Here is a 21561-nt window from a genome sequence, read left to right on the forward strand (position 1 = left end):
CTCGTGGGCGGGGCAACGATCGGGCAACGAGGCCGGATGGGTCGCTGTGCCTCCGATACACTCTGGCCATGTCGAGGGGTGGGGGACACGTGGCAGCATCGCGGATGTCGGTATGGGCTGGCGTTGCCGCGCTGAGCGTTGCTCTGGTCGGGTGCGCCCCCGCGAGTGAGACCGACCCGACGCCTTCGGCATCCGTCTCGACCGCGCCGTCCCCGGATGCCACCTCCGACGGGCCACCGGTGACCGACCCGCCCGTGGACGAGATCGATCTCGACGCTCTCGTGTGCACCGATCTGCTCGATCTCGCCGTCGCGCAGGCGCAGTTTGGTGCTGATGCGCAGTTCATCGCCGAGCTCGGGCCGGGGGAGTTCGCCGGCATCATGGCGGGCCCGATCGCCGAGAACGCGCTGAGCGAGGCGACACAGCAGATCGGGTGTATCTGGGGTATTCCGCAGAGCGACGGCGCCTTCACCGTCGTCGTCGCTGCGCTGCCGCAGGCATCCCGAGATACTCTCACCACTGCCCTCGGCTCCAGCGTCTTCACGGGCACGCTGATCGGTACCGCGCCGGCGTACACGTGGGAGCGCGACGACGCCCTCGGTATGTTCACGACCGTCTACGCTTTTGCGTCGCCGCTCTGGGTGACGGTCACCGGTTCGGGTACAACGAGCTCGCAGACCGAGATCACCGGGGATGTGCTCAATCACCTCCGAACGATCTACCCCAGTCTCGGCAACTGAGCACTGACCGTTGCCGCCCCTGAGTGGCGGCCGCCGTCATCGGCATGACGCGGCGCAGCGGAAGCCGGCGGTAGGGCGACCGCGGCGGTACCGGAGCGCACGCGTGATGGAGGGCTCCGCAGGCGAACCCGGCCATCCCGAGCTCCCGCCCGCAGGCGAAGCCCTTCCCGAATCGACCGCGCGGTGATAAACTTGAGTCAGAACGGCTCAAGTTTGAGCCCACACAGATTTCGGCGGTCGGACCGCCACCCACGTCGCCGCACAGGAGGCATCATGCAGACCACACCGATGGCTGACCAGGACGAGCAGCAGACTGCGCTCGAACAGTTCGGCATCAACCTCACCGATCGGGCCCGCCAGGGCAAACTCGACCCTGTCATCGGGCGGGATGCCGAGATCCGGCGGATCAGCCAGGTGCTGACCCGCCGCACCAAGAACAACCCCGTCCTCATCGGCGAACCGGGCGTCGGCAAGACCGCCGTCGTTGAGGGGCTGGCTCAGCGCATCGTCGCCGGGGATGTGGCCGAAAGTCTTCGCGGCAAGGAGCTCATCGCCCTCGACATCTCGGCGTTGGTCGCCGGCGCCATGTATCGCGGGCAGTTCGAGGACCGGCTCAAGAAGGTGCTCAAGGAGATCACCGACTCCGAGGGTCAGATCATCACCTTCATCGACGAACTCCACGTCCTCATGGGCGCGGGAGGCGGCGAAGGTTCGGTCGCGGCATCCAACATGCTCAAGCCGATGCTCGCGCGCGGTGAACTTCACATGATCGGTGCCACGACCCTCAACGAGTATCGCGAGTTCATCGAGAAGGATGCTGCGCTTGAGCGCCGCTTTCAGCAGGTCTACGTCGGCGAGCCCAACGTCGAAGACACCGTCGCCATCCTCCGCGGGCTCAAGGAGCGGTACGAGGCACACCACAAGGTCGCGATCTCGGATAGCGCGCTGATCGCGGCTGCGGCCCTGTCGCACCGCTACATCCCGAGCAGGCAGCTGCCCGACAAGGCCATCGACCTCATCGACGAAGCGGCATCCCGGCTGCGGATGGAGATCGACTCGGCGCCTCTGGAGATCGACGAGCTGCGCCGCCACGTCGACCGACTCAAGCTCGAGGAGCTCGCTCTCAAGAAGGAGAAGGATGCGGCATCCCAGGAGCGCCTCGAGAAACTGCGCGCGGACCTGAAACGTGAGCAGGACAAGCTCTCGGAGCTGCAGGCCAAGTGGGAGACCGAGCGATCGATCCTCAACCGTGTCGGTGAGCTGAAGACCCGATTGGATGCGGCGCGCATCGAGGCAGAGCGCGCCCAACGCGAGGGCGACCTCGAGCGTGCGTCGCGTCTGCTCTATGCCGAGATCCCGGCGCTCGAGCGCGGGATCATCGAGGCCGAGAGCATGGAACCCAGCGAAGACCGAATGGTGAATGAGCAGGTCACCGAGGAGGACATCGCGGCTGTCATCGCCGGATGGACCGGTATTCCGGTAGGGCGTCTGTTGCAGGGCGAGAGTGAGAAGCTCGTGCATCTCGAGGCCGAGCTCGGCAAGCGCCTGATCGGGCAGAAGGAGGCGGTGAAGGCTGTCGCGGATGCCGTGCGCCGATCGCGCGCCGGGATCAGCGACCCTAACCGTCCGACCGGCTCGTTCCTGTTCCTCGGCCCCACGGGTGTCGGTAAGACGGAGCTCGCGAAGGCGCTCGCCGCATTCCTCTTCGACGATGAGCACGCCATGGTGCGCATCGACATGTCGGAATACGGCGAGAAGCACTCGGTCTCACGCCTGGTCGGTGCCCCTCCCGGATACGTCGGGTACGAACAGGGCGGCCAGCTGACGGAGGCTGTGCGGCGCCGTCCGTACAGCGTCGTGCTGCTCGACGAGGTCGAGAAGGCGCACCCCGAGGTGTTCGACATCCTGCTGCAGGTGATGGATGACGGACGTCTCACCGATGGTCAGGGGCGCACCGTCGACTTCACGAACGTCATCCTGATTCTGACCTCCAACCTCGGATCGCCGATTCTCATCGACCCGACGATGCCGCTGGAGCAGAAGCGGTCACAGGTGCTGGCTCTGGTGCGCCAGGCGTTCAAGCCCGAGTTCATCAACCGGCTCGATGACATCGTCATCTTCCAGGCGCTCTCGCAGGATGACCTGGCCCAGATCGTCGAACTCACGGTCGACCGACTGCAGCAGCGCCTTCAGGAGCGCCGACTCACCCTCGCGGTCACCCCGGACGCGCGAGGGTGGCTCGCCGAGCGGGGCTACGATCCGGTGTTCGGTGCTCGTCCGCTGCGCCGTCTCATCCAGTCCGAGATCCAGGATCGCCTGGCGATGGCGCTGCTGTCGGGCGGCGTGCGCGACGGAGACATCGTCCGGGTGGATGTCGCGGTCGACGGGGACTCCTTGGTCCTGACCAGTGACGGACCGGCTGCCGCCCCGGCGCCGCGTCCGAGCGAGGACGACGACATCATCGAGGCCGAGCTGATGGAGGACTGAACCCGAGAAACGCCACGGGGCCTGAGGTCAGATGGTGACCTCAGGCCCCGTGGCTGTGTTGTGTGAGATCAGGCGTCGACCAGCACAGTCTCCGACAGCGGACGACGGATGCGCGGCGCGGCCTCACGTTCGCGGACCGCGTCGTCTGCGGCGTCAAGATCGCCCAGGTTCCCGACAGCCATGACGGTGAGCGGGCGAACGGTCTCGGGAAGGGAGAACGCGGCAGCGATCGCGGCGCGATCGAACCCTCCCATCTGGTGTGTCATCAGGCCGTCGGCATGTGCCTGCACGGTGAAGTGCGCAGCGGCCTGGCCCGCGTCATACTCGGCCCACGGCAACTCCACGCCGTCATGCTCGGTGTCGGCAAGAAAGACCACGAGTGCTCCCGCATTGACAGCCCAGACCTGGTTGAAACCGGTGAGCGCATTCGAGATCTGCGAGAACGCGTCGGTGCCGCGCCGTGCGACGATCAGTCGCCACGGCTGAGTGTTTGCTGCCGACGGCGCCCAGCGCGCAGCTTCGAGAGCTGCCGACAGTGCTGACTCGTCAATCGGGCGCTCGGCATCGAAGACCCGAGTGCTGCGGCGGTTCGCGAGGACGTCGAGCAGGGCATTGGACGGGGCGATGGTGGTCATGACTTCTCCCGGTGTTGAGGATTATCGGAACGGACCCCGTCGTCCTCTTCGGTCAACACCCAATTTCGCTTGGTATTCCCCGCGCCGCGTCAGGCTCCGTTCATCCGGTCTCGCCACTCCAGCAGCGGCTTCACGGGGGAGAGGTCGTAGTCCGGCCCGTCGATCGAGGGGATGATGAAGCGCACCCCGAGCGGATGCAGCCGCTCCAGGGCATCCTGTTCCAGCAGTGGCCCGAATCCGCGCGGAGTGAAGCCCGTCGCGATCTCGATGTCGGCGGGATCCCGGCCGACGCGCGCACACCAGTCGTGAAGCACGTCGAGCTTGTGAGGGATCTTCTCAATCGGCGTGAACGTGTGCCAGATAGCGGCGTGCTCGGCCACGAGCCGGAGCGTCTTCTGCTCGCCCTGCCCGCCGATGAGGATCGGAATGTCTCGCGTCGGCGCCGGATCCAGCAGCTCCCATCGGCGACGGATACGCCCGAGGTCGTGGCGCAGATCGTTCAGGCGTGATCCGACGGTGCCGAACTCGTAGCCGTACTCGAGGTAGTCCTTCTCGGCCCAGCCCGAGCCCGTGCCGAAGATCAGCCGACCCGTCCCGCCTTTCGCGCTGATGTGGTCGACCGTGCGGGCCATGTCGGCCTGCAGGTCGGGGTTGCGGTACGAACTGCAGTTGACCAACGGGCCGAACTCCACCCGCTCCGTGAGTTCGGCGATCGAGGCGAGCATCGTCCACGCCTCGTAGTGCTCGGCCTCCAGCGGTTCGGTGAGCGGGAAGAAGTGATCCCAGTTGAAGATTGCGTCCACGCCCAGATCCTCGGCTCGGCAGATGGCGTCGCGGATCCGGGAGTAGGAGGCGTGCTGGGGTGCGAGCTGCACGCCGACGCGCACGGGACGATGCTCTGCGGGGTGGGTCGTCATCCTTCGAGTATTGTCCGAACCGGTCGTGACCGGGCGGCACTTGCGCGAGTCGGAAGTCCGCGGGATCTTCCGGTGATCAAAACCCGAGCGCCGCTGTGCGTACGGATAGGGTCAGACCATGACGATAGCGACCGCTGACCTGTTCGACGAACGCGGCGACGAGCTTGATTCGCTCGGCATCCAGCTGCAGGATATCGGTGGTCGGATCGCCTTCGACGGCTCGATCCGTACGGTGCGCTGCTTTCGCGACAACGCCCTGGTGAAGGCGACCCTGGCAACTCCGGGACGCGGTGGCGTGCTCGTGATCGACGGGGGTGGCTCGCTCGATTCGGCGCTGGTCGGAGATCTCATCGCGGGATCCGCGGTCGAGAACGGTTGGTCAGGCATCCTCGTGTACGGCGCGATTCGCGACCGCGAAGCGATCGGGCGACTCGACCTCGGGGTCAAGGCTCTCGGTTCGAACCCGCGCAAGAGCGCCAAGGACGGCGTCGGCGACCTGGACGTCCCCGTGACGATCGGCGGCGTCGTGTTCACTCCGGGCAGGCACGTCTGGGCGGATGCCGACGGGGTGGTCGTGGAGCGCTGATCCCCGTCCTCGAGGCTGACGGTCCGGCTCAGTAATCGCGGTCGGGCCAGTCGGCGGGTCCGTGCGATCCCGCCGGGTAGCCCTGAAGGGGAACCTCGTCGGCCTTCCAGGCATCCAAAACGGGCTGGACGATGCGCCAGCACTGTTCGGCGGCATCACCGCGCACCGACAGGGTCGGGTCGCCGTCAAGGATCTCGGAGAGTACTTCGGCGTATGCCAGGAGCGCGCCCTCACCGAGGTCGGCGCTGAGCCTTGCCCAGGTGAGAGCGAAGGGGTCGTCGGCGCCGTTGACATTCAAGCCGAGCGACATCCGGTCGGGGCCCAGGGTGAACCTCAGGCGCGAACCGTGGGTCGCGCCGGTGAATCCTTCGGGCAGGTGCCGAACCGGGCGGAATCGGATGAGGATCTCCTTGACCGGATCCCCGACCGCCTTGCCCGAGCGCATCGTGATGGGAACACCCGCCCAGCGGTTGTTGCGCACCTCGAGCACGACCTCGGCGAGGGTCTCGGTCTTACGGTCGGGATCCACCCCCGGCTCGTCGACGTAGTTCGGCAGCTCGCGCCCGTCGATCGTGCCGGTCGTGTACCGCCCGCGGCGCGAGGATGCGATGGGGTCATCGTTCCAGATGCGCGTGGCCAACAGCGCCGAGGTCGTCGCGCCCCGGAGGTCCTGCTCACCGAGCGTCGCGGGCGGCTCCATCGTCACAAGCGCCATCAGCTGCAGGAGGTGGCTCTGGATCATGTCGCGCAGCGCCCCGGCTTTGTCGTAGTAGCCGGCCCGCCCCTCGAGCCCGAGCTTCTCGTCGTAGGTGATGTCGATCGACTCGATGTGCTCAGCCGACCAGATCGGCTCGAGGACGCGGTTGGCAAAGCGCGCGCCGATGATGTTCAGCGACATCGAGCGGCCGAGGAAGTGATCGACGCGGAATACCTGGCTCTCGGGGACGAGCGCCGCGAGCTTCTCATTGAGCGCGTGGGCGCTGTCGGCATCCGTCCCGAACGGCTTCTCGAGGGCCAGGATGAGTCCGTCGGGAAGGTCGACCGACGACAGTGATTCGCAGGCTTTGGCGGCGATTGCCGGCGGAACCGCGAAGTACAGGGCGATTCGGCCGTGCGTCTCGGAGAGCAGCGACGTGAGGTCGTCGGGTGCGGTGATGTCGGCCTTCGTGTAGGTCGTGTCGGCGACCTTCTGGAACGCGTCCTCGGCATCCATCGACGCGAAGGCGGTGCGGACGGTCTCGCGCCAGTGCTCGTCGGTCCAGTCATCCATCCCCGCGCCGCGCAGGCGCACCTGGCGACCGGGCTGCCGCGAGAGCAGCTGGCCGAGAGCAGGCAGCAGCAACCGGGAGGTGAGGTCCCCCGATGCGCCGAGAATCATGAGCGTCGTCGTCTGGTCGGCCATGTCGCCACCTTATCGACGCTGTGTGTCCGGCAGGCAGATTCGTCGGGAAGTCGTGGGGGGCGAGAGGTAAGCGACCTCAGCTCGGATGCCGCGTGTGCGGTGGATCTACCGCGAACCTTGCCGGGGGCTGACACAATCGGGACATGGCCGCGCCGATCGAGGACTACGCGATTTTGAGCAACTGCCGCACGGCTGCTCTCGTCTCCCGCGAGGGAAGCATTGACTGGCTGTGCCTGCCGAGATACGATTCTCCGTCGATCTTCGGCGCGCTGCTCGGTGAGAAGAAGCACGGTCACTGGACCATCCGCGCTGCCGACCCCGACGCCACGGTGGCGCGGTACTACGAGGACGACACCTTCGTGCTCGTCACCCGCTGGGAGACCTCGACGGGTGTCGCTGAGGTGCGCGATTTCATGCCGATCGACGGCGGTCGGGTAGAGCTCGTGCGGCGCGTCGAGGGGGTTTCGGGCCACGTCGATTTCACGACGGAGTTGCGGATGCGCTTCGACTACGCTCGCGCGCTCCCGTGGGTGCGTCAGGTAGGCAGCCACGTTGAACCGGCGTTGCTGGCTATCGCGGGGCCGGATGCCGTACTGGTGCGTGGTGTAGAGATGAACCCCGACGACCACGTGCACCGCGGATCGTTCACGGTCGAAGCGCGCAGCGGGGTGGATCTGACCCTGACCTGGTTCCCATCTCACCGGGAGGCACCGGACCCCGCCGATGTCGATCGAATGCTCACCCACACGCTGCACTGGTGGCGTGAGTGGGCGGGACGTGTCGACCACGATGGCCCGTTCGAAGATGAGGTCGTGCGCTCGCTCATGGTGCTTCGCGCACTGACACACGAAGACACCGGCGGTATCGTCGCGGCGGCTACCACCTCCCTTCCTGAAGACTTCGGTGGAGTGCGCAACTGGGACTACCGCTACGTGTGGCTGCGCGATGCCGCGCTGACGATCGAGGCGCTCATCTCCCACGGCTTCCTGCGTGTGACGGCGCGCTGGCGGCAGTGGCTGCTGCGCGCTATCGCGGGCGACCCCAAGGATCTGCAGATCATGTACGGGCTTGCGGGAGAGCGCGATCTGGTCGAGCGCGAACTCGCGTCGCTGCCCGGATATGAGGGGTCGGCGCCGGTGCGGATCGGAAACGGTGCCTCCGACCAGTACCAGGGCGATGTCATCGGCGAAGTGATGGTGGCCCTTGAGGCGGCCCGTGTGGCTGGGGTCGAAGAGACCGACTTCTCGTGGGCACTGCAGCGGGCGATGCTCGCGTTCGTCGAGCGCCACTTCGACAAGCCTGACAATGGCATCTGGGAGATTCGTGGCGAGCCGCAGAAGTTCACGCACTCTCGAGCGATGATCTGGGCTGCGTTCGACCGCGGTGCGCGGGCGGTGCGCGACTATGGTCTTCCCGGCGACGCGCAGAAGTGGGAGAAGCTGCGTGACCAGGTGCGGGCGGAGATCGACGCGCACGGTTTCGACGCCGAGCGCGGCCACTTCGTGCAGCACTACGGGTCGACCGAAGTGGATGCCTCACTGCTGTTGCTTGCGCAGGTGGGGTTCGTCGCGCACGATGACCCGCGGATGCTGGGCACCGTCGCCGAGATGGAACGCACGCTCATGGTGGACGGACTCCTGCACCGCTATCGCACCGAGAGCGGGGTGGACGGTCTCGCGGGCACCGAGCATCCGTTCCTCGCCTGCTCGTTCTGGCTCGTGGAGCAGTATGCGAACAGCGGTCGTGTGGATGACGCGATGGCGCTCATGACCCGTCTCTGCGGCTTCGCCAACGACGTCGGCTTGCTCTCAGAGGAGTACGACGTCGAGGGCGCCCGTCAGGCCGGGAACACGCCTCAAGCTCTCTCGCACCTTGCCCTCGTCCGGGCCGCCGACGCGCTGGCTGGACACCACGGCCGCGCCGCCGACCGGGAGTAGCGCGCAACAGTCGTGATCCCCGCGACGGTCCCGCGCTCCGAGGCGGAGACGGGACCGACGCGGGATAGCCGGGGCATTCAGATCACGGGGTCTTGAGTGCCTCGCGCCATGAGACGCGCGCGCCCATGCGCAGGATCGAGCGTTCGTAGATCTTTGCCGCCAGCACGATCGCAGCGATACAGGTGGCGATAAGGATGACCAGCGACAGGATCGGCTCCCACCACTGCGCCTCTCCGAGGTACAGCCGAAGCGGCATCCCGACCGGCGCCGAGAACGGCACGTACGACATCACGGTGAGCACGACAGGGTTGTCGCCTGCGAAAATCACCAGGAAGTACGGCGCCATGATGAGCATCGTCAGCGGCGCGGTCGTCGAGCCGATGTCTTCCATGCGCGAGACGAGCGAACCCGCTGCCGCGAAAAGGGCGGCGAGCAGCACGAACCCGAAAAGGAAGAAGATCGCGAACCAGGCGATCGGGGCGCCGAGGCCCTGGAGCACCTCGCTCTGCCCGGTGACGATCAGCCCTACCACGGCGATCGTGGCGAGGAGCAGGATCTGCGCCATTGCCAGGATGGTGTTCCCGATGATCTTGCCCGCCAGGAGCGTTCGCGCCGGCATCGCCGACAGGAGCAACTCCACGACGCGGGTCTGCTTCTCTTCGACGACGCTCTGGGCGATGGTTCCGCCGAAGAGGGATGCCGCCAGAAGGAAGACGATTCCGAACCCGATCGAGACGAAGTAGCGCAGCGCGAAGTCGACGGTCGCCGGGTCGAGAAGTACGACTGACGGAGACTCCGACAGCCCCATGAGCAGCGACGTCGGTGGCGAGTCCTCGGCGATGACGACCACACCGGTGGGCGAGGATGCGTCATCGACAACCGCGGCGCTGACCTCACCGCTGCGGACGAGTGCTTCCGCGGCATCCCGGTCGGCGACCTGCGTCACCTCGACGCCGGGGACCTTCTGCACCGCAGCTGCCGTCGATGAGGTGACCGCGACCTGCGTCGCAGACGGGTTGCCGGCAGAGAACCCGCCCCAGATAACCGCGGCGAGCGCGATCAGCAGGGTGATGACCGTCGAGATCACGAAGGCGCGGCTGCGCAGTTTGGAGCCCACTTCGCGTTCGGCAACGAGCCAGACGTTCTGGAAGCCGCGGGGCGTGGATGTCGGAGCGGCGGTAGTCACTGGATGACCTCCTTGAAGATCTGCGCGAGCGTCGGGCGAACAGGGGTGAAGCGCTCGATGCTCGACTCGCTGGCTGCGCGCTGCAGGACGCGCTGGGCGGCGGCGTCATCCGCCGCATCGAAAAGGGCGTTTCCGCCGTCGAACTCGACAACCGTGATACCAGGTTCCTCGCGCAGCCAGCCGAGGTCGCCGGCAGTGCGCAGTTCGTAGCGATGTCCCGAGTGCTGCTGGCGCAGGTGCTCGCTGCTGCCGGCGGCGCGGATCTCTCCGCCGGCGATGATGACGATGTCATCGCAGAGGCGCTCGACGACGTCGAGCTGGTGCGACGAGAACAGGACGGAGACGCCGGCAGCCGCGCGGCGGTGCAAGACGTCTGCGACCACGTCGACAGCGAGGGGATCGAGCCCCGAGAAGGGCTCATCGAGGATGAGCACGTCGGGCTCGTGCACCAGCGCAGCGGCGATCTGCGCCCGCTGCTGGTTACCGAGTGAGAGTCTCTCGACGGTGTCGTTCAGGCGCTCCCCGAGCCCGAGCTGCTCGAGGAGGGCGATAGACCTCGCCTCCGCCTCGCCCTTGTCGAACCCGTGCAGCCGGGCGAGATAGGTGATGTGCTCGCCGACCTTCATCTTCGGGTAGAGCCCGCGTTCTTCGGGCATGTAGCCGAAGCGGCGCCTGTCCGCCGAGGTCAGCGCGGCACCATTGATGGTGACCGACCCGTCATCCTTGGCAAGCACCCCGAGGATGATGCGCATCGTCGTGGTCTTTCCCGCACCGTTCCCTCCGACGAAGCCGGTCAACCGGCCGGGCCTGACAGTGAACGACAGATCGTTCAGAACACGGTGCGCGCCATAACTCTTGGTCACGTGCGACAACTCGAGCATGTTGCTCCTCTCACTCGGTACCTCCAGGCTAGGAAGCCGCGCCTCGCCGCGCATCCGCCTCGAGGCGGGTCATGCCCTCCCTCGCGCGGGGGAGGCGGGTTCCCGGGTCAGGCCAGCCCGTGACGGTATGCATAGACGACAGCGGCGACGCGGTCGCGGACGCCGAGTTTGAGCAACACGTTGGAGACGTGGGTCTTCACCGTTGCCTCGCCGATGATCAGGTGCGCCGCGATCTCAGCGTTGCTCATCGCCTGCGCCATCAGACGCAGAACCTCCGACTCGCGCTCGGTGAGGTCGGCCGCTGCCGGTGGTGTCGGCGTCGGCGGTGCAGCCGCGAACCGTGCGATGACGCGGCGAGTCACCTCGGGGGCCAGCAGCGCGTCGCCGGCCGCAGCTACCCGCACGGCAGACTGCAGATCCTCGGGCGCTGCGTTCTTCAGCAAAAAGCCGCTCGCCCCAGCCTCGAGGGCCTCGAAGAGGTAGTCATCCCGATCGAAGGTGGTGACGATCACGACGGCGCACTCGAGCCCGGGGTCGGCGACGATCTGGCGCGTCGCGGCGAGCCCTCCCACTCCGGGCATCTGCACGTCCATACAAATGACATCGGGTCTGAGATCGGATGCCGCCCGCACCGCCTCTTCGCCGCTCGCAGCCTCACCGACGACCTCCAGGTCGGGAGCGCTGTCGAGGATGAGGCGGAAGCCAGCGCGCATGAGCGCATGATCGTCGACCAGCAGAACCCGAGTACTCACGCGCCCACCCCCTCGAGGCGCGGCACGCTCAGGCGTACCCGGAATCCACCCTCGCGGCGCGGTGAGATCTCGATCGAGCCGCCGGACGCGGCTGCCCGCTCGCGCATGCCGAGAACTCCGAGCCCGCTCTGGGAGGAGAGTGAGGGTCTTCCGGAGTTCACGATCTCGACCTCGAGCGCCTCGGGTAGATACCGCACGCGGACGTCGGCCGCGGCATCCGGGCCGCCGTGACGACGGGCGTTGGTCAGGGCCTCTTGCGTGATTCGGAAGGCGTTGACCTGTACCGTCGGTGCCACCGGCACCGGCTCGCCGATGATCGTCAAGGTCGTAGGCAGTCCGTTCTCGCTGGCATGCGCGACAAGGGCAGGCAGTGCGTCCAGTCCGACCGTCGATGCATCGGTGGGGTCATCGTCCACCGGCGTGCGCAGTGTCTCGAGCAGTTGACGCAACTCCACGAGGGCATCACGCGCTGCCTGCTCGATGTCGATGAGGGCGCGCCGCGCGGCATCCGGATCGGCATCCCACACCGTCCGCGCCGCGGCAGCCTGCACGCCCATGGCCGAGACATGGTGGGCCACCACATCGTGCAGTTCACGAGCGATGCGGACGCGGTCGAGGGCGACGGCCTGCGCGGCGGTCGTCTCGCGCTCCCGTTCGAGCTCGACGGTCCGCTCGGCAAGGACCTCGCGCTGGCGGCGCGACTCGAACGTGCGGTTGCCGAAATAGTACGCACCGCCGAAGAAGGCGACGTTCACGAGGAACTGGATGAGCATGAACGCCACGTAGGGCGAGAACAGCCCTGCGCGCGACAGTCCCTCGTCGGTGGGGGCGGTGGCATCGATGAACATCGTCACCAGCAGCCAGATGAACATCCCCACGATGATCACCATGCGCACGATGAAGGCGCGGCGCCGATCGTCTACCCACGCCCCGACCGTGTAGAAGGCGATGAAGACGGCAACGTTTCCCACGTAGAGCTCCGGGATGCGCGCCGTCATGCCGAGGAAGAACGCGATCGACACCGCGACCGCGACCGTGCTGGGTAGGCGCCGCCGCCATGCGAGTGGTGCTGTGACGCCGAAGGCATACAGGAGGGCGAAACGGAGGTCGACCTCGGTCTGGCTGTAGATCCCGGCGACCGAGCCGAGAGCCGTGCTCAGCACCGCCGTGACGAACAGTGCCACTGCTAGCCAGACATCGCCTCGCAGCGGAACCCACCACGAGGTGGCACGCGTCGGATCACTCACCCATCCACGCTACGTCGATCCCATGCCACGTCACATCCGTCTCATGGGGGAGGCCTCGCGCCTGCTGGACGCCGCCAGCCACGGTCCCGATCGCAGGATCAGACGGGTGAGACGAGTCGCCAGGGGTCGGCAGTGCGGATTGATCCTGCGTTCGGCGTGCCGGGCGCGGTGTGCTGACGCGTACTGTGAGGGCATGGCGAGCCGGCAGACCTCCCCGGTCACGACAGGATTCGGGGGCCGGGTGCTCGCGTTGCTGGCGTGCTCGCATCCTGGGCCGACGGTGGTCGTCACGACGCTCGCCGGATTGCTCGCCGTCGGCGCAGGCATCGGAGTGGAGCGCATCGCCCTGACCGTCGCGGCTGTGCTCTTCGGCCAACTGTCTGTGGGATGGTCCAACGACGCCATCGACGCCCAGCGCGACATCGCCATCGGGCGTCGCGACAAGCCGATCGCGGCGGGCGTGATCTCGCGCAGAGCGGTCGCTGCTGCAGCGGGCGTTGCGCTCGTGCTCGCGCTGGGTGTCTCCGGCGTTATCGGGTGGCAGTTCTGCCTCGCCCATGGCATCGCTCTGGCCTCGGCGTGGGCGTACAACGCCTGGCTGAAGTTCACATGGGCATCGGTGATCCCGTTCGCGGTGAGTTTCGGCATCCTGCCCTCGCTCGCAACCCTGGCAGCTGCCCTGCCTGCGGCGGCTCCGTGGTGGCAGGGAGCCGCCGGTGCGCTGCTGGGTGTGGCGGTTCACCTGACCAACGTGCTGCCGGATCTCGCCGACGACGAGGCGACGGGTGTGCGCGGACTCGGTCACCGGATCGGTGCCACGCCGAGTGCGATAGCCGCGTTCGCCGCCGTCATCGCGGGGACCGTCGTCGTGCTGGTCGGATCGTTCGGCGAGGCGCCCCCCGCCGTGGCGCTCGCTGCGTCAGCGAGCGTTGTGGCCTGCGCGGTTGCGGGCCTGCTCCGCGCTCTCCGGAAGCCGGACCGCCTGGTCTTCCGACTGGTGATGGCGTCGGGTCTGATCCTTGCCGCTCAACTGGTTCTCACCGCGTTTGCGGCGTGAGGGGGCTTGTCCGGGCATCCGGATCGAAACCCATCCCGTAGGCGTGCGCGAGCAGCCGCGCCGGCGCGACACGGATGCCGGCGAGTCGTGTGGCCGCACCGAGGCCAGTGTGACCACGTCCGGCCACGGTGTTCAGCGCTGCGATCCGGGCCGCGGTCCTCGCGGCGGCTCTCCGTCGACGCTCCCACGCGGCGAGAGCGGCCGGCTGCTCTCCAGTGCTGCTCCACTCTCCGAGCAGCGGCGCGAGCGTCGCCGCATCGATGAGCCCGAGGTTGAGGCCCTGCCCGCCGATGGGGCTCACCTCGTGGGCCGCGTCACCGATCGCGAGAACCCGTCCGCGCAGCATCCGGCGTGCGACGAATCGGCCGACCCCGAAGGTCGTCGCGGTCGTGATCATGTCGGCAGAGGATCCCGCACGCCGGCTGACGGCGTCGCGCAGGGTGGCCGCGTCGTCAGTTGCGGTAGCTGTGGAGCCCGGCCGGTGCCAGGCGACATATCGCCGCAGGCCGCCGGGCAGGGGGAAGGACTCCAGGACGCCGTCTGGATGCAGGTGAACGATGGCGCGAGGCCCGTCGTCGGTGCCATCGGGAGCATCGGCCATGACGTACCGGTCGGGGTACGCGCGGCGCTTCCCGTCCCGGGTGAGGCTACTGATGCGGCGGGAGCGAGACCCCGCCGCGATCACGACCGCATCGCCGCGCACCTCGCCGCGGTCGGTGATCACCCGACACGACGATCCCTCGTCGATCACCTCGAGCACGCGGATTCCGCGCTGTGGGGCGGCGGCGCCGTGGCCGGCCGCCGCGCCGGCGATCGCGGCCTCGGTGGCGGCCTGCGGAAGGGTTGCCACGAACGGAAAGGATGCGAGGGAGCCGGTGCGCACCGCTCCGAAGCGGATCGTGGTCACGGTCCGGCCGCCGACCCTGGCCTCGCCTTCGCGGACCTGCAGGCACGCGGCGAGGATGCGATCAGTCACCCCCGAGGCTGACATCGCCGACAGCGCAGCCGAATGGATGCCGATCGCACGGGATCCGGCGCCGGGGGCCTCACGCGCTTCGAGCGTGACGTGTTCCACGCCGAGGCGGGCAAGCTCGGCGCCCAGCAGCGTGCCCACCGGACCGGCGCCGACGATCAGGACACGCATGGATCACACCCCGCCCGTGGTGCGCGAGCTTCGAGTGGCGATGACGCGGAACGGGGCCGGCGACGTCACCGTCCATCCCGGCGGGATCTCTCGCTGGAGCTCGGCGAGAGTGTATGAGCGGCGGATCGAGCGCAGTCCGTCGGTGAACAAGAAGGTCCCGGGCGCGAACGGCAGGATGCCGAGGCTGTAGAGGCCCCATGCCGTTCTGCTGCGGGCGATGTCGTTGTGCAGCGCGAGCTCGGCACCCAGCGCGTCGGTGTGCGCGAACAGCTCGTGAAGCTGGTCCCGGCTGAGGTGATGAAGGACGTGGTTCGACACGACGACATCGAACTCTTCGCCCGCCTCGACGAGGTCTGCGGCGTACGCGCCGCGGAAGGTCACGCCGGGCTCGGATGGACGCGACCTCGCGACAGACAGGCACCGCGTGTCGGGATCGATTCCGCACACCTCCACCGCGAAGCCGTCTGCTCGGGCGCGTCGTGCGAGGGTCAGAGTGACATCGCCGCCGCCGCATCCGACGTCGAGAATCCGGACCGGTGCCTCACGCAGCTCGTCAGCTCGGGAGCGAAGGTAGGGGCGCAGACGGGATCGGTAGATCGCGCCCCACCCCGACACCGCCCGGTTGACCAGACCGAACCGGCGGACCGTGCGCAGAAGCATCCGCTCGTCGCAGTGCGGATCATCCATCAGTTCGCGAAGGTCCGCCTCACGAACGCGCACTGGCCGCCTGTTCTTCGAGCACGCTTGCCGCTGACTCGTGAGGTTCGCGCGCAGTAACCCTGGCCGTCGCGCTCTCGACGGCCAGGCCGGGTCCGAACGCCGTGATGAGCACCTGCTGGCCCGTCTCCGCCGTGGGATCTCCGAGAAGGTCGGCGAGGATGAACAGCACGGTGGCAGAGGACATGTTCCCGTAGTCGCGCAGGATCGCTCGGGATCGCTGGAGAGCTGATTCGTCGAGATCCATCGCCTGCTCGAACCTGTCCAGGATGCTGCGCCCGCCCGGGTGCACCACCCACTGATCAATCGCGCCGGTGCGCTCGAGCACCGGCGCGAGCGCTACGCGGACCTCGCGTCCGACGATGCGAGGAACATTGCCGGTGAGTGTCATCTCGAAGCCGTGGTCGCCGATGATCCACGCCATGTCCTGCTCGCCGTCGGTGGTGAGGGCGGTCGTGAAGCCCGTGAGTTCCAGCGCCCGGGACGGTGCGGGTAGCTCGCGAGGTTCGCTGCGTTCTGGAGGCCGGGCGGTCACGACCGCCGCTGCTGCGCCGTCGGCGAAAACAGCAGAGGCGACGATCTGATCGGGGTCGGGCGATGACCGCATGTGGATCGAGCACACTTCGGTGCACGAAACCAAGACCGTTGCCGTCGGGTCGGTGAGGCAGATGCGCCACGCCGAACGCAGCGCGGGGATCGCTGCGGCGCATCCCATGAAACCGATGTGTTCGCGCTCGACGGTGGGATCGAGTCCGAGGTCGCGGACCAGTCGGTACTCGGGTCCGGGGGCGTAGAAGCCGGTGCAGCTGGCGGTGACCACGTGGGTGATCTCGCTCGGCTGCACTCCGGCGTCGTGCAGGGCGCGCCGCGCCGCGGTCTCGGACAGCTTCGGCGCTTCGCGTGCGTAGAGCTCGTTGCGGGGGCCCGTCCCCGGACTACGGATGACACGGCTCTCCGGCTCGAGGAAGGTTCCGCCGCCACTCGCGAAGTCTTCGATGACGGTGTGGCGCCGCCCGATCGCCGAGTTGTCGTAGGCGGCGCGGATGAGCCGTGCCGTCAGGGGTGCGATATCCGGCTCAGCGAGGAACAGGTCCCTCACCTGGGATTGCGAGAGCGCGAACTCCGGCACCGCCGTCCCAATGCCGATGAGCTGCACTCTCATGCACTCACCCTAGGCGCCGGGCACCTCGGTGGGGCCGCGTCAGCCGAAGATCATCGGACGGTCATCGTCCTGGTCGTCTTCCCCCGGCGACAGCCGCGCGCGGTCGAGATCCACGACCACGGGGACGTGATCGCTCGGGGCCTCGCCCTTGCGCTCGTTGCGGTGAATGGCGGCATCCGTTACGGCATCCGCCACAGTGCGAGAGCCGAGGATGAAGTCGATCCGCAGACCCTCGTTCCGCGGGAAGCGCAGCTGCTTGTAGTCCCAGTAGGTGAATCCCGTTGGAACCAGGGGCCTGACGACGTCGGCGAGTCCCGCCTGCTCGAGAGCGGTGAAGGCCTCGCGCTCGGGGGCCGAGACGTGGGTCGAGAATCCTTCAACGGTCGCGGGGTCGCCGTTGTCGGCATCCGTCGGGGCGATGTTGAAGTCGCCGACCAGGGCCAGCGGCAGGTCGGGGGTCGCAGCCAGGGTGCTGGCGGTGTACTGGCGCAGCGCCTCGAGCCAGTGGAGCTTGTAGACGTAGTGGGGGTCTTCGAGGGCGCGGCCGTTGGGGACGTAGAGGCTCCAGACACGCACGCCGTCGATGGTCGCCCCGATCGCGCGGGCTTCTTGCGGAGCATCCGGACCCTCGTGCCCCTTGGCGAAGCCGGGCATCCCGGGGAAGGCGGTCTCGACCTCGGTCGGGCGGGAGCGGCTGGCGATTGCGACACCGTTCCACTGCGAGAACCCGTGGGCCTCGACGTGGAAGCCCGCCTGCTCGAACTGCTCGAACGGGAACTGCTCGACCTTGCACTTGATCTCTTGCATCGCCAGCACGTCGATGTCTTCACGCACCGCGAAGTCGACGATCCGGTCGACCCGGGCGCGGACGGAGTTCACGTTCCAGGTGGCAAGGCGCATGAACTCAGCCTAGAGTCGCCCGCCGACCTCGCCCGCTTAGGGCCGGTGCCCGGTGCGTGGTGTGGCTAACTCCTGAGTTCCGGTCCCACGTCCGGTCATACCGGCGCGGGAAGGCTGTACGGCGGTCGAGATTGCTGAGTTAGCGACACCACCCGATTCTGCCTGGGGGAATTGATCCGGCCCACCTCTTCGTCCGGGGTTCGGTCGCGGCGTATCGTGCGCCGTATGACCGGCTCGCGGTGGGTGTCGATATCGCTTCAGGTTGTCGCCTGGTTCAACCTGGTTTCGGCTCTGCTGGGTATGGCAGGGCTCACCCTCGGATTCATGCCCGTTCCGACGGAGTGGATCGAGGGGTCCGTCTTCACGTCGTATGTCTGGCCCGGCGTCATCCTTGGGGTCGTCGTGGGCGGATCGCAGGCGCTCGCGCTTGCTGCGCAGTACTGGCGTTTCCGCCTCGCGGCCGGTCTGCATGCGGCGGCCGGGCTCGTCATGATGATCTGGATCTTCGTCGAGATCGCCATCATGCTCGTGTGGTCGCCGCTCCACGGCATCTACTTCGGCACCGGCCTCGTTCAGGTCGTCCTCGCAGTGCTCGCACTCGGCGCCTGGCCACATCCGTTTCTGGCCCGAAACTCGCGCTGATCCGCATCTGCGGCGAACGTCGCACGCGAGGGGTCGCAACACGCCGTACGCCACGGCGCGGATGCGGCGTGTTGCGACCCCTCGGCGAAGAGTTCGTTCGTGAAACGGATGCCGGCGCTACAGCTCCCGCAGGATCTGCTCGACCTTCTCCTTGGCGTCACCGAAGAGCATCTGGGCGTTCTCGCGGAAGAACAGCGGATTCTGCACGCCGGCGTAGCCCGAGGCCATCGACCGTTTGAAGACGATGACGTTGTCGGCCTCCCAGACCCGCAGCACCGGCATCCCGGCGATCGGGCTGCCAGGATCCTCGGCGGCGGCGGGGTTAACGGTGTCGTTCGCGCCGATGACCAGCACGACGGATGTCTCACCGAAGTCGTCGTTGATCTCGTCCATTTCGAACACGATGTCGTACGGCACCTTGGCTTCGGCCAGCAGCACGTTCATGTGCCCGGGAAGGCGCCCGGCGACGGGGTGGATGCCGAACCTGACGTCCACGCCGCGCTCGCGCAGCTTCGCCGTCAGCTCCGCGACCGGGTACTGCGCCTGAGCGACAGCCATGCCGTAGCCCGGCGTGATGATGACCCGGTCGGCCTCGGCGAGAAGCTCGGCGGCGCTGGTGACGTCGATCTCGCGGTGCTCGCCGGTCTCGGCATCCGTCGATCTCGGCGCCTCGATCCCGAACCCGCCCGCGATGACGGAGATGAACGACCGGTTCATGGCGCGGCACATGATGTACGACAGGTAGGCGCCGGAGGACCCGACGAGGGCGCCCGTGACGATGAGCAGGTCATTGCTGAGGATGAAGCCCGCTGCCGCGGCAGCCCAGCCGGAGTAGCTGTTGAGCATCGAGACGACAACGGGCATGTCGCCGCCGCCGATCGAGGCAACGAGGTGCCAGCCGAGCAGCAGCGCGAGGATCGTGACCACGATCAGCAGCCACAGATCCGGCGTGATGACGTACCAGACCGTCAGGCCGACGAAGGCGACGAGGGCGCCGAGGTTGAGGACGTTCTTGCCCGGCAGCATCAGCGGCTTCGAGGAGATGCGGGCCGAGAGCTTCAGGAACGCGACGATCGATCCCGTGAAGGTCACGGCCCCGATGAAGACCCCGATGAAGACCTCCGCATGATGGATGCCGAGCAGCGCACCGTCGATCTCGCCCGGGTCCAGTGCTCCGTTCCACCCCACGATGACGGCCGCAAGGCCCACGAAGCTGTGGAGGAGCGCGATGAGTTCGGGCATCCCGGTCATTTCGACGACGCGTGCGCGCCACAGCCCGATCGATCCGCCGATCAGCACCGCGACCACCAGCAGTGTGAGACCGATCGCGGCCTGCGGCTGTCCCCAGAGCTGCTCGACCGTGAGCCAGATCGTCGCGGCAATGGCGATAACCATGCCCGCGATGCCGAACAGCACACCGCGGCGGGCTGTCTCGTGCTTGCTGAGGCCGTGCAGGCTCAGGATGAACAGCAGCGCCGCGACGAGGTAGGCGGCGCCTGCGACGGATGCCGCAACCGACGCGCTCGCGGCAGAAGCCGACGCACTGCTGTGGAGAAGGACCGGCGCGGCGCTCATCGGGTCTCACCCTTCGAGAACATTGCGAGCATTCGTCGGGTCACGGCGAAGCCTCCGAAGATGTTGATGCTGGCCAAGAGCACCGCGACGGCCGCGAGAATTTGGACGACGAGCACCCCGGATGCCAGTTGCAGCATCGCGCCGACGATGATGATGCCCGAGATGGCATTTGTCACGCTCATGAGCGGCGTGTGGAGCGCGTGATGCACTTTTCCGATGACGAAGAAGCCGATGATGATCGACAGCACCAGCACCGTGAAGTGTTGCGGGATCGGCGCTGGCGCGACCGCGGTCACGGCGAAAAGCAGGGTCGCCGCCACCCCGAGCAGCACCGGGGTTCGCCACGTGGGCGCCTTCTTGGGTTCCTGTTTCGCAACGGGCTCCGCGGTGACCGGCTTCGGCGCTGCCGAGACCTGCACCGGCGGTGGTGGCCAGGTCGATTCGCCGTCGCGGACGATCGTGACTCCACGCTGCACGATGTCATCGAAGTCGATCGTCAGCTGGCCGTCCTTGCCGGGGGTCAGCAGTGCGATCAGGTTGTAGACGTTCGTGGAGTACAGTTGCGAGGCCTGCGCGGGGAGCCTTCCCGCGAGGTCCGTGTAGCCGAGGATCGTGACGCCGTTCTCGGTCACGACACGCTCGCCCGCCACCGACCCCTCGACGTTGCCGCCCTGCGCCGCCGCCATATCGACGATGACACTCCCGGGCTTCATCTGGGCGACGTCGGATGCCGTGATCAGCCGCGGCGCCGCGCGCCCCGGGATCAGCGCTGTGGTGATGATGATGTCGACATCCGAGGCCTGCTCGGTGTAGATCTCAGCGGCGCGGCGATCATAGGCTTCGCTGGTCGCCTTGGCGTACCCGTCGGAAGACTCCATCACCTCGTCGACCTCGACGGGGAGGTACTCTCCGCCGACCGACTTCACCTGGTCGGCGACCTCGGGTCGCGGGTCGGTGGCGCGCACGATTGCGCCGAGGCTTGCCGCCGTCCCGATCGCGGCGAGTCCTGCGACGCCGGCGCCGGCGACCAGCACCTTTGCCGGCGGAACCTTGCCAGCCGCTGTTACCTGGCCGGTGAAGAAGCGACCGAACTCGTGCGCTGCCTCGACGACGGCGCGGTAGCCCGAGATGTTGGCCATCGAACTCAGGACATCCATCGACTGCGCGCGAGATATGCGCGGAACGGCATCCAGCGACAGTGCCGTGATGCCCCGCGTCGCGAGCGACTCCCGAACCTCGGGTCGGAACGCCGGTGCGAGCATTCCGATCACTGTCGCGCCGTCCCGAAGCAGGGCGACGTCTTCAGCGCTGGGAGCCGTCACCGTCACGACGACATCGGCACCCCACGCGCCCGCGCGATCGGTCACGTCGGCACCAGCAGCCTCGTACGCAGCGTCGGGGAACGAGGATGCCGCACCGGCTCCCGCCTCGACGGCGACCTCGTACCCGAGGCTGAGCAGCCGGATGACGGTGGGCGGCGTGAGAGCGACGCGGGTTTCGCCGTCTCGCTCCGCGACGATGCCGATGCGGGTCATGTGCGCACTCCCTTGCTTCTTGCGTGCGGGTTCCGCGGACGGGCCGACTCTATCGGCGC

Annotated in this window: 19 protein-coding genes; 6 read left to right on the forward strand and 13 right to left on the reverse strand. The window is 67.5% G+C overall.

Going from position 1 to position 21561, the window contains the following annotated elements; genetic code table 11:
- Positions 1-68: 68 nt before the first annotated feature.
- The gene (locus tag BGO47_RS00440; RefSeq protein WP_292707193.1) at positions 69-740 is read left to right on the forward strand and encodes a hypothetical protein; all 672 of its coding nucleotides are present in this window, start codon (positions 69-71) and stop codon (positions 738-740) included.
- Between the two features lie 273 nt (positions 741-1013).
- Positions 1014-3227, forward strand: coding sequence for an AAA family ATPase (locus BGO47_RS00445; RefSeq protein ID WP_292707196.1), 2214 nt, complete (start codon positions 1014-1016; stop codon positions 3225-3227).
- A 68-nt stretch (positions 3228-3295) separates the two neighbouring features.
- Here BGO47_RS00445 and BGO47_RS00450 read toward each other — a convergent pair whose 3' ends face one another.
- Positions 3296-3862: a nitroreductase family protein gene (locus BGO47_RS00450; RefSeq protein ID WP_292707198.1), complete on the reverse strand. Its 567-nt coding sequence runs from the start codon at positions 3860-3862 to the stop codon at positions 3296-3298.
- 89 nt (positions 3863-3951) lie between these two features.
- On the reverse strand, positions 3952-4779 hold the full coding sequence (locus BGO47_RS00455; RefSeq protein ID WP_292707201.1) for an LLM class F420-dependent oxidoreductase: 828 nt from the start codon (positions 4777-4779) through the stop codon (positions 3952-3954).
- 118 nt (positions 4780-4897) lie between these two features.
- Between BGO47_RS00455 and rraA the strand changes: the two genes are divergently transcribed.
- Positions 4898-5365, forward strand: coding sequence for a ribonuclease E activity regulator RraA (rraA, locus tag BGO47_RS00460; protein WP_292707204.1), 468 nt, complete (start codon positions 4898-4900; stop codon positions 5363-5365).
- A 28-nt stretch (positions 5366-5393) separates the two neighbouring features.
- Here rraA and BGO47_RS00465 read toward each other — a convergent pair whose 3' ends face one another.
- Positions 5394-6767 (reverse strand): glucose-6-phosphate dehydrogenase, encoded by a 1374-nt coding sequence (locus BGO47_RS00465; protein ID WP_292707207.1) that lies wholly within the window; start codon positions 6765-6767, stop codon positions 5394-5396.
- A 143-nt stretch (positions 6768-6910) separates the two neighbouring features.
- Between BGO47_RS00465 and BGO47_RS00470 the strand changes: the two genes are divergently transcribed.
- Entirely contained in the window at positions 6911-8704 is a 1794-nt protein-coding gene (locus BGO47_RS00470; protein ID WP_292707210.1) for a glycoside hydrolase family 15 protein, read from the forward strand.
- Between the two features lie 82 nt (positions 8705-8786).
- Here BGO47_RS00470 and BGO47_RS00475 read toward each other — a convergent pair whose 3' ends face one another.
- From BGO47_RS00475 to BGO47_RS00490, 4 genes are all read right to left on the reverse strand, one after another.
- Positions 8787-9890 (reverse strand): ABC transporter permease, encoded by a 1104-nt coding sequence (locus BGO47_RS00475; protein ID WP_292707213.1) that lies wholly within the window; start codon positions 9888-9890, stop codon positions 8787-8789.
- On the reverse strand, positions 9887-10771 hold the full coding sequence (locus BGO47_RS00480; RefSeq protein WP_292707215.1) for an ATP-binding cassette domain-containing protein: 885 nt from the start codon (positions 10769-10771) through the stop codon (positions 9887-9889). Before BGO47_RS00480 ends, BGO47_RS00475 begins: the two co-directional genes overlap by 4 nt.
- Before the next feature lie 107 nt (positions 10772-10878).
- Positions 10879-11523, reverse strand: a complete 645-nt coding sequence (locus tag BGO47_RS00485) for a response regulator transcription factor (protein WP_292707218.1) — start codon at positions 11521-11523, stop codon at positions 10879-10881.
- The gene (locus BGO47_RS00490) at positions 11520-12770 is read right to left on the reverse strand and encodes a sensor histidine kinase (protein WP_292707221.1); all 1251 of its coding nucleotides are present in this window, start codon (positions 12768-12770) and stop codon (positions 11520-11522) included. The genes BGO47_RS00485 and BGO47_RS00490 overlap by 4 nt, the downstream gene beginning before the upstream one ends.
- A 193-nt stretch (positions 12771-12963) precedes the next feature.
- Here BGO47_RS00490 and BGO47_RS00495 point away from each other — a divergent pair, with 193 nt between their 5' ends.
- Complete coding sequence (locus BGO47_RS00495) at positions 12964-13827, forward strand: UbiA family prenyltransferase (protein ID WP_292707224.1); 864 nt, start codon at positions 12964-12966, stop codon at positions 13825-13827.
- Here BGO47_RS00495 and BGO47_RS00500 read toward each other — a convergent pair.
- The 4 genes from BGO47_RS00500 to BGO47_RS00515 are packed head-to-tail and all read right to left on the reverse strand — an operon-like array spanning position 13808 to position 17750.
- Positions 13808-14971 carry an NAD(P)/FAD-dependent oxidoreductase gene (locus BGO47_RS00500; RefSeq protein WP_292707227.1) on the reverse strand — a complete coding sequence of 388 codons (1164 nt, stop codon included), beginning with the start codon at positions 14969-14971 and terminating at the stop codon, positions 13808-13810. The two genes, BGO47_RS00495 and BGO47_RS00500, sit on opposite strands and share 20 nt — an antisense overlap.
- Positions 14972-14974: 3 nt before the next feature.
- Complete coding sequence (locus tag BGO47_RS00505; protein ID WP_292707230.1) at positions 14975-15658, reverse strand: methyltransferase domain-containing protein; 684 nt, start codon at positions 15656-15658, stop codon at positions 14975-14977.
- Between the two features lie 19 nt (positions 15659-15677).
- Positions 15678-16850: a type III polyketide synthase gene (locus tag BGO47_RS00510; protein ID WP_292707233.1), complete on the reverse strand. Its 1173-nt coding sequence runs from the start codon at positions 16848-16850 to the stop codon at positions 15678-15680.
- 39 nt (positions 16851-16889) lie between these two features.
- Positions 16890-17750 (reverse strand): exodeoxyribonuclease III, encoded by an 861-nt coding sequence (locus BGO47_RS00515; RefSeq protein ID WP_292707236.1) that lies wholly within the window; start codon positions 17748-17750, stop codon positions 16890-16892.
- 225 nt (positions 17751-17975) lie between these two features.
- Here BGO47_RS00515 and BGO47_RS00520 point away from each other — a divergent pair, with 225 nt between their 5' ends.
- Positions 17976-18392, forward strand: a complete 417-nt coding sequence (locus tag BGO47_RS00520) for a hypothetical protein (protein ID WP_292707239.1) — start codon at positions 17976-17978, stop codon at positions 18390-18392.
- 117 nt (positions 18393-18509) lie between these two features.
- Here the strand turns inward: BGO47_RS00520 and pntB are convergent, their stop codons facing one another.
- Positions 18510-19967: a Re/Si-specific NAD(P)(+) transhydrogenase subunit beta gene (gene pntB, locus BGO47_RS00525; RefSeq protein ID WP_292707243.1), complete on the reverse strand. Its 1458-nt coding sequence runs from the start codon at positions 19965-19967 to the stop codon at positions 18510-18512.
- A complete protein-coding gene (locus BGO47_RS00530; RefSeq protein WP_292707246.1) occupies positions 19964-21502 on the reverse strand; it encodes a Re/Si-specific NAD(P)(+) transhydrogenase subunit alpha in 1539 nt (512 codons plus the stop codon). Before BGO47_RS00530 ends, pntB begins: the two co-directional genes overlap by 4 nt.
- Positions 21503-21561: the final 59 nt, after the last annotated feature.

The organism is Microbacterium sp. 67-17 (assembly GCF_001898325.1).
Taxonomy (GTDB): domain Bacteria; phylum Actinomycetota; class Actinomycetes; order Actinomycetales; family Microbacteriaceae; genus Microbacterium; species Microbacterium schleiferi.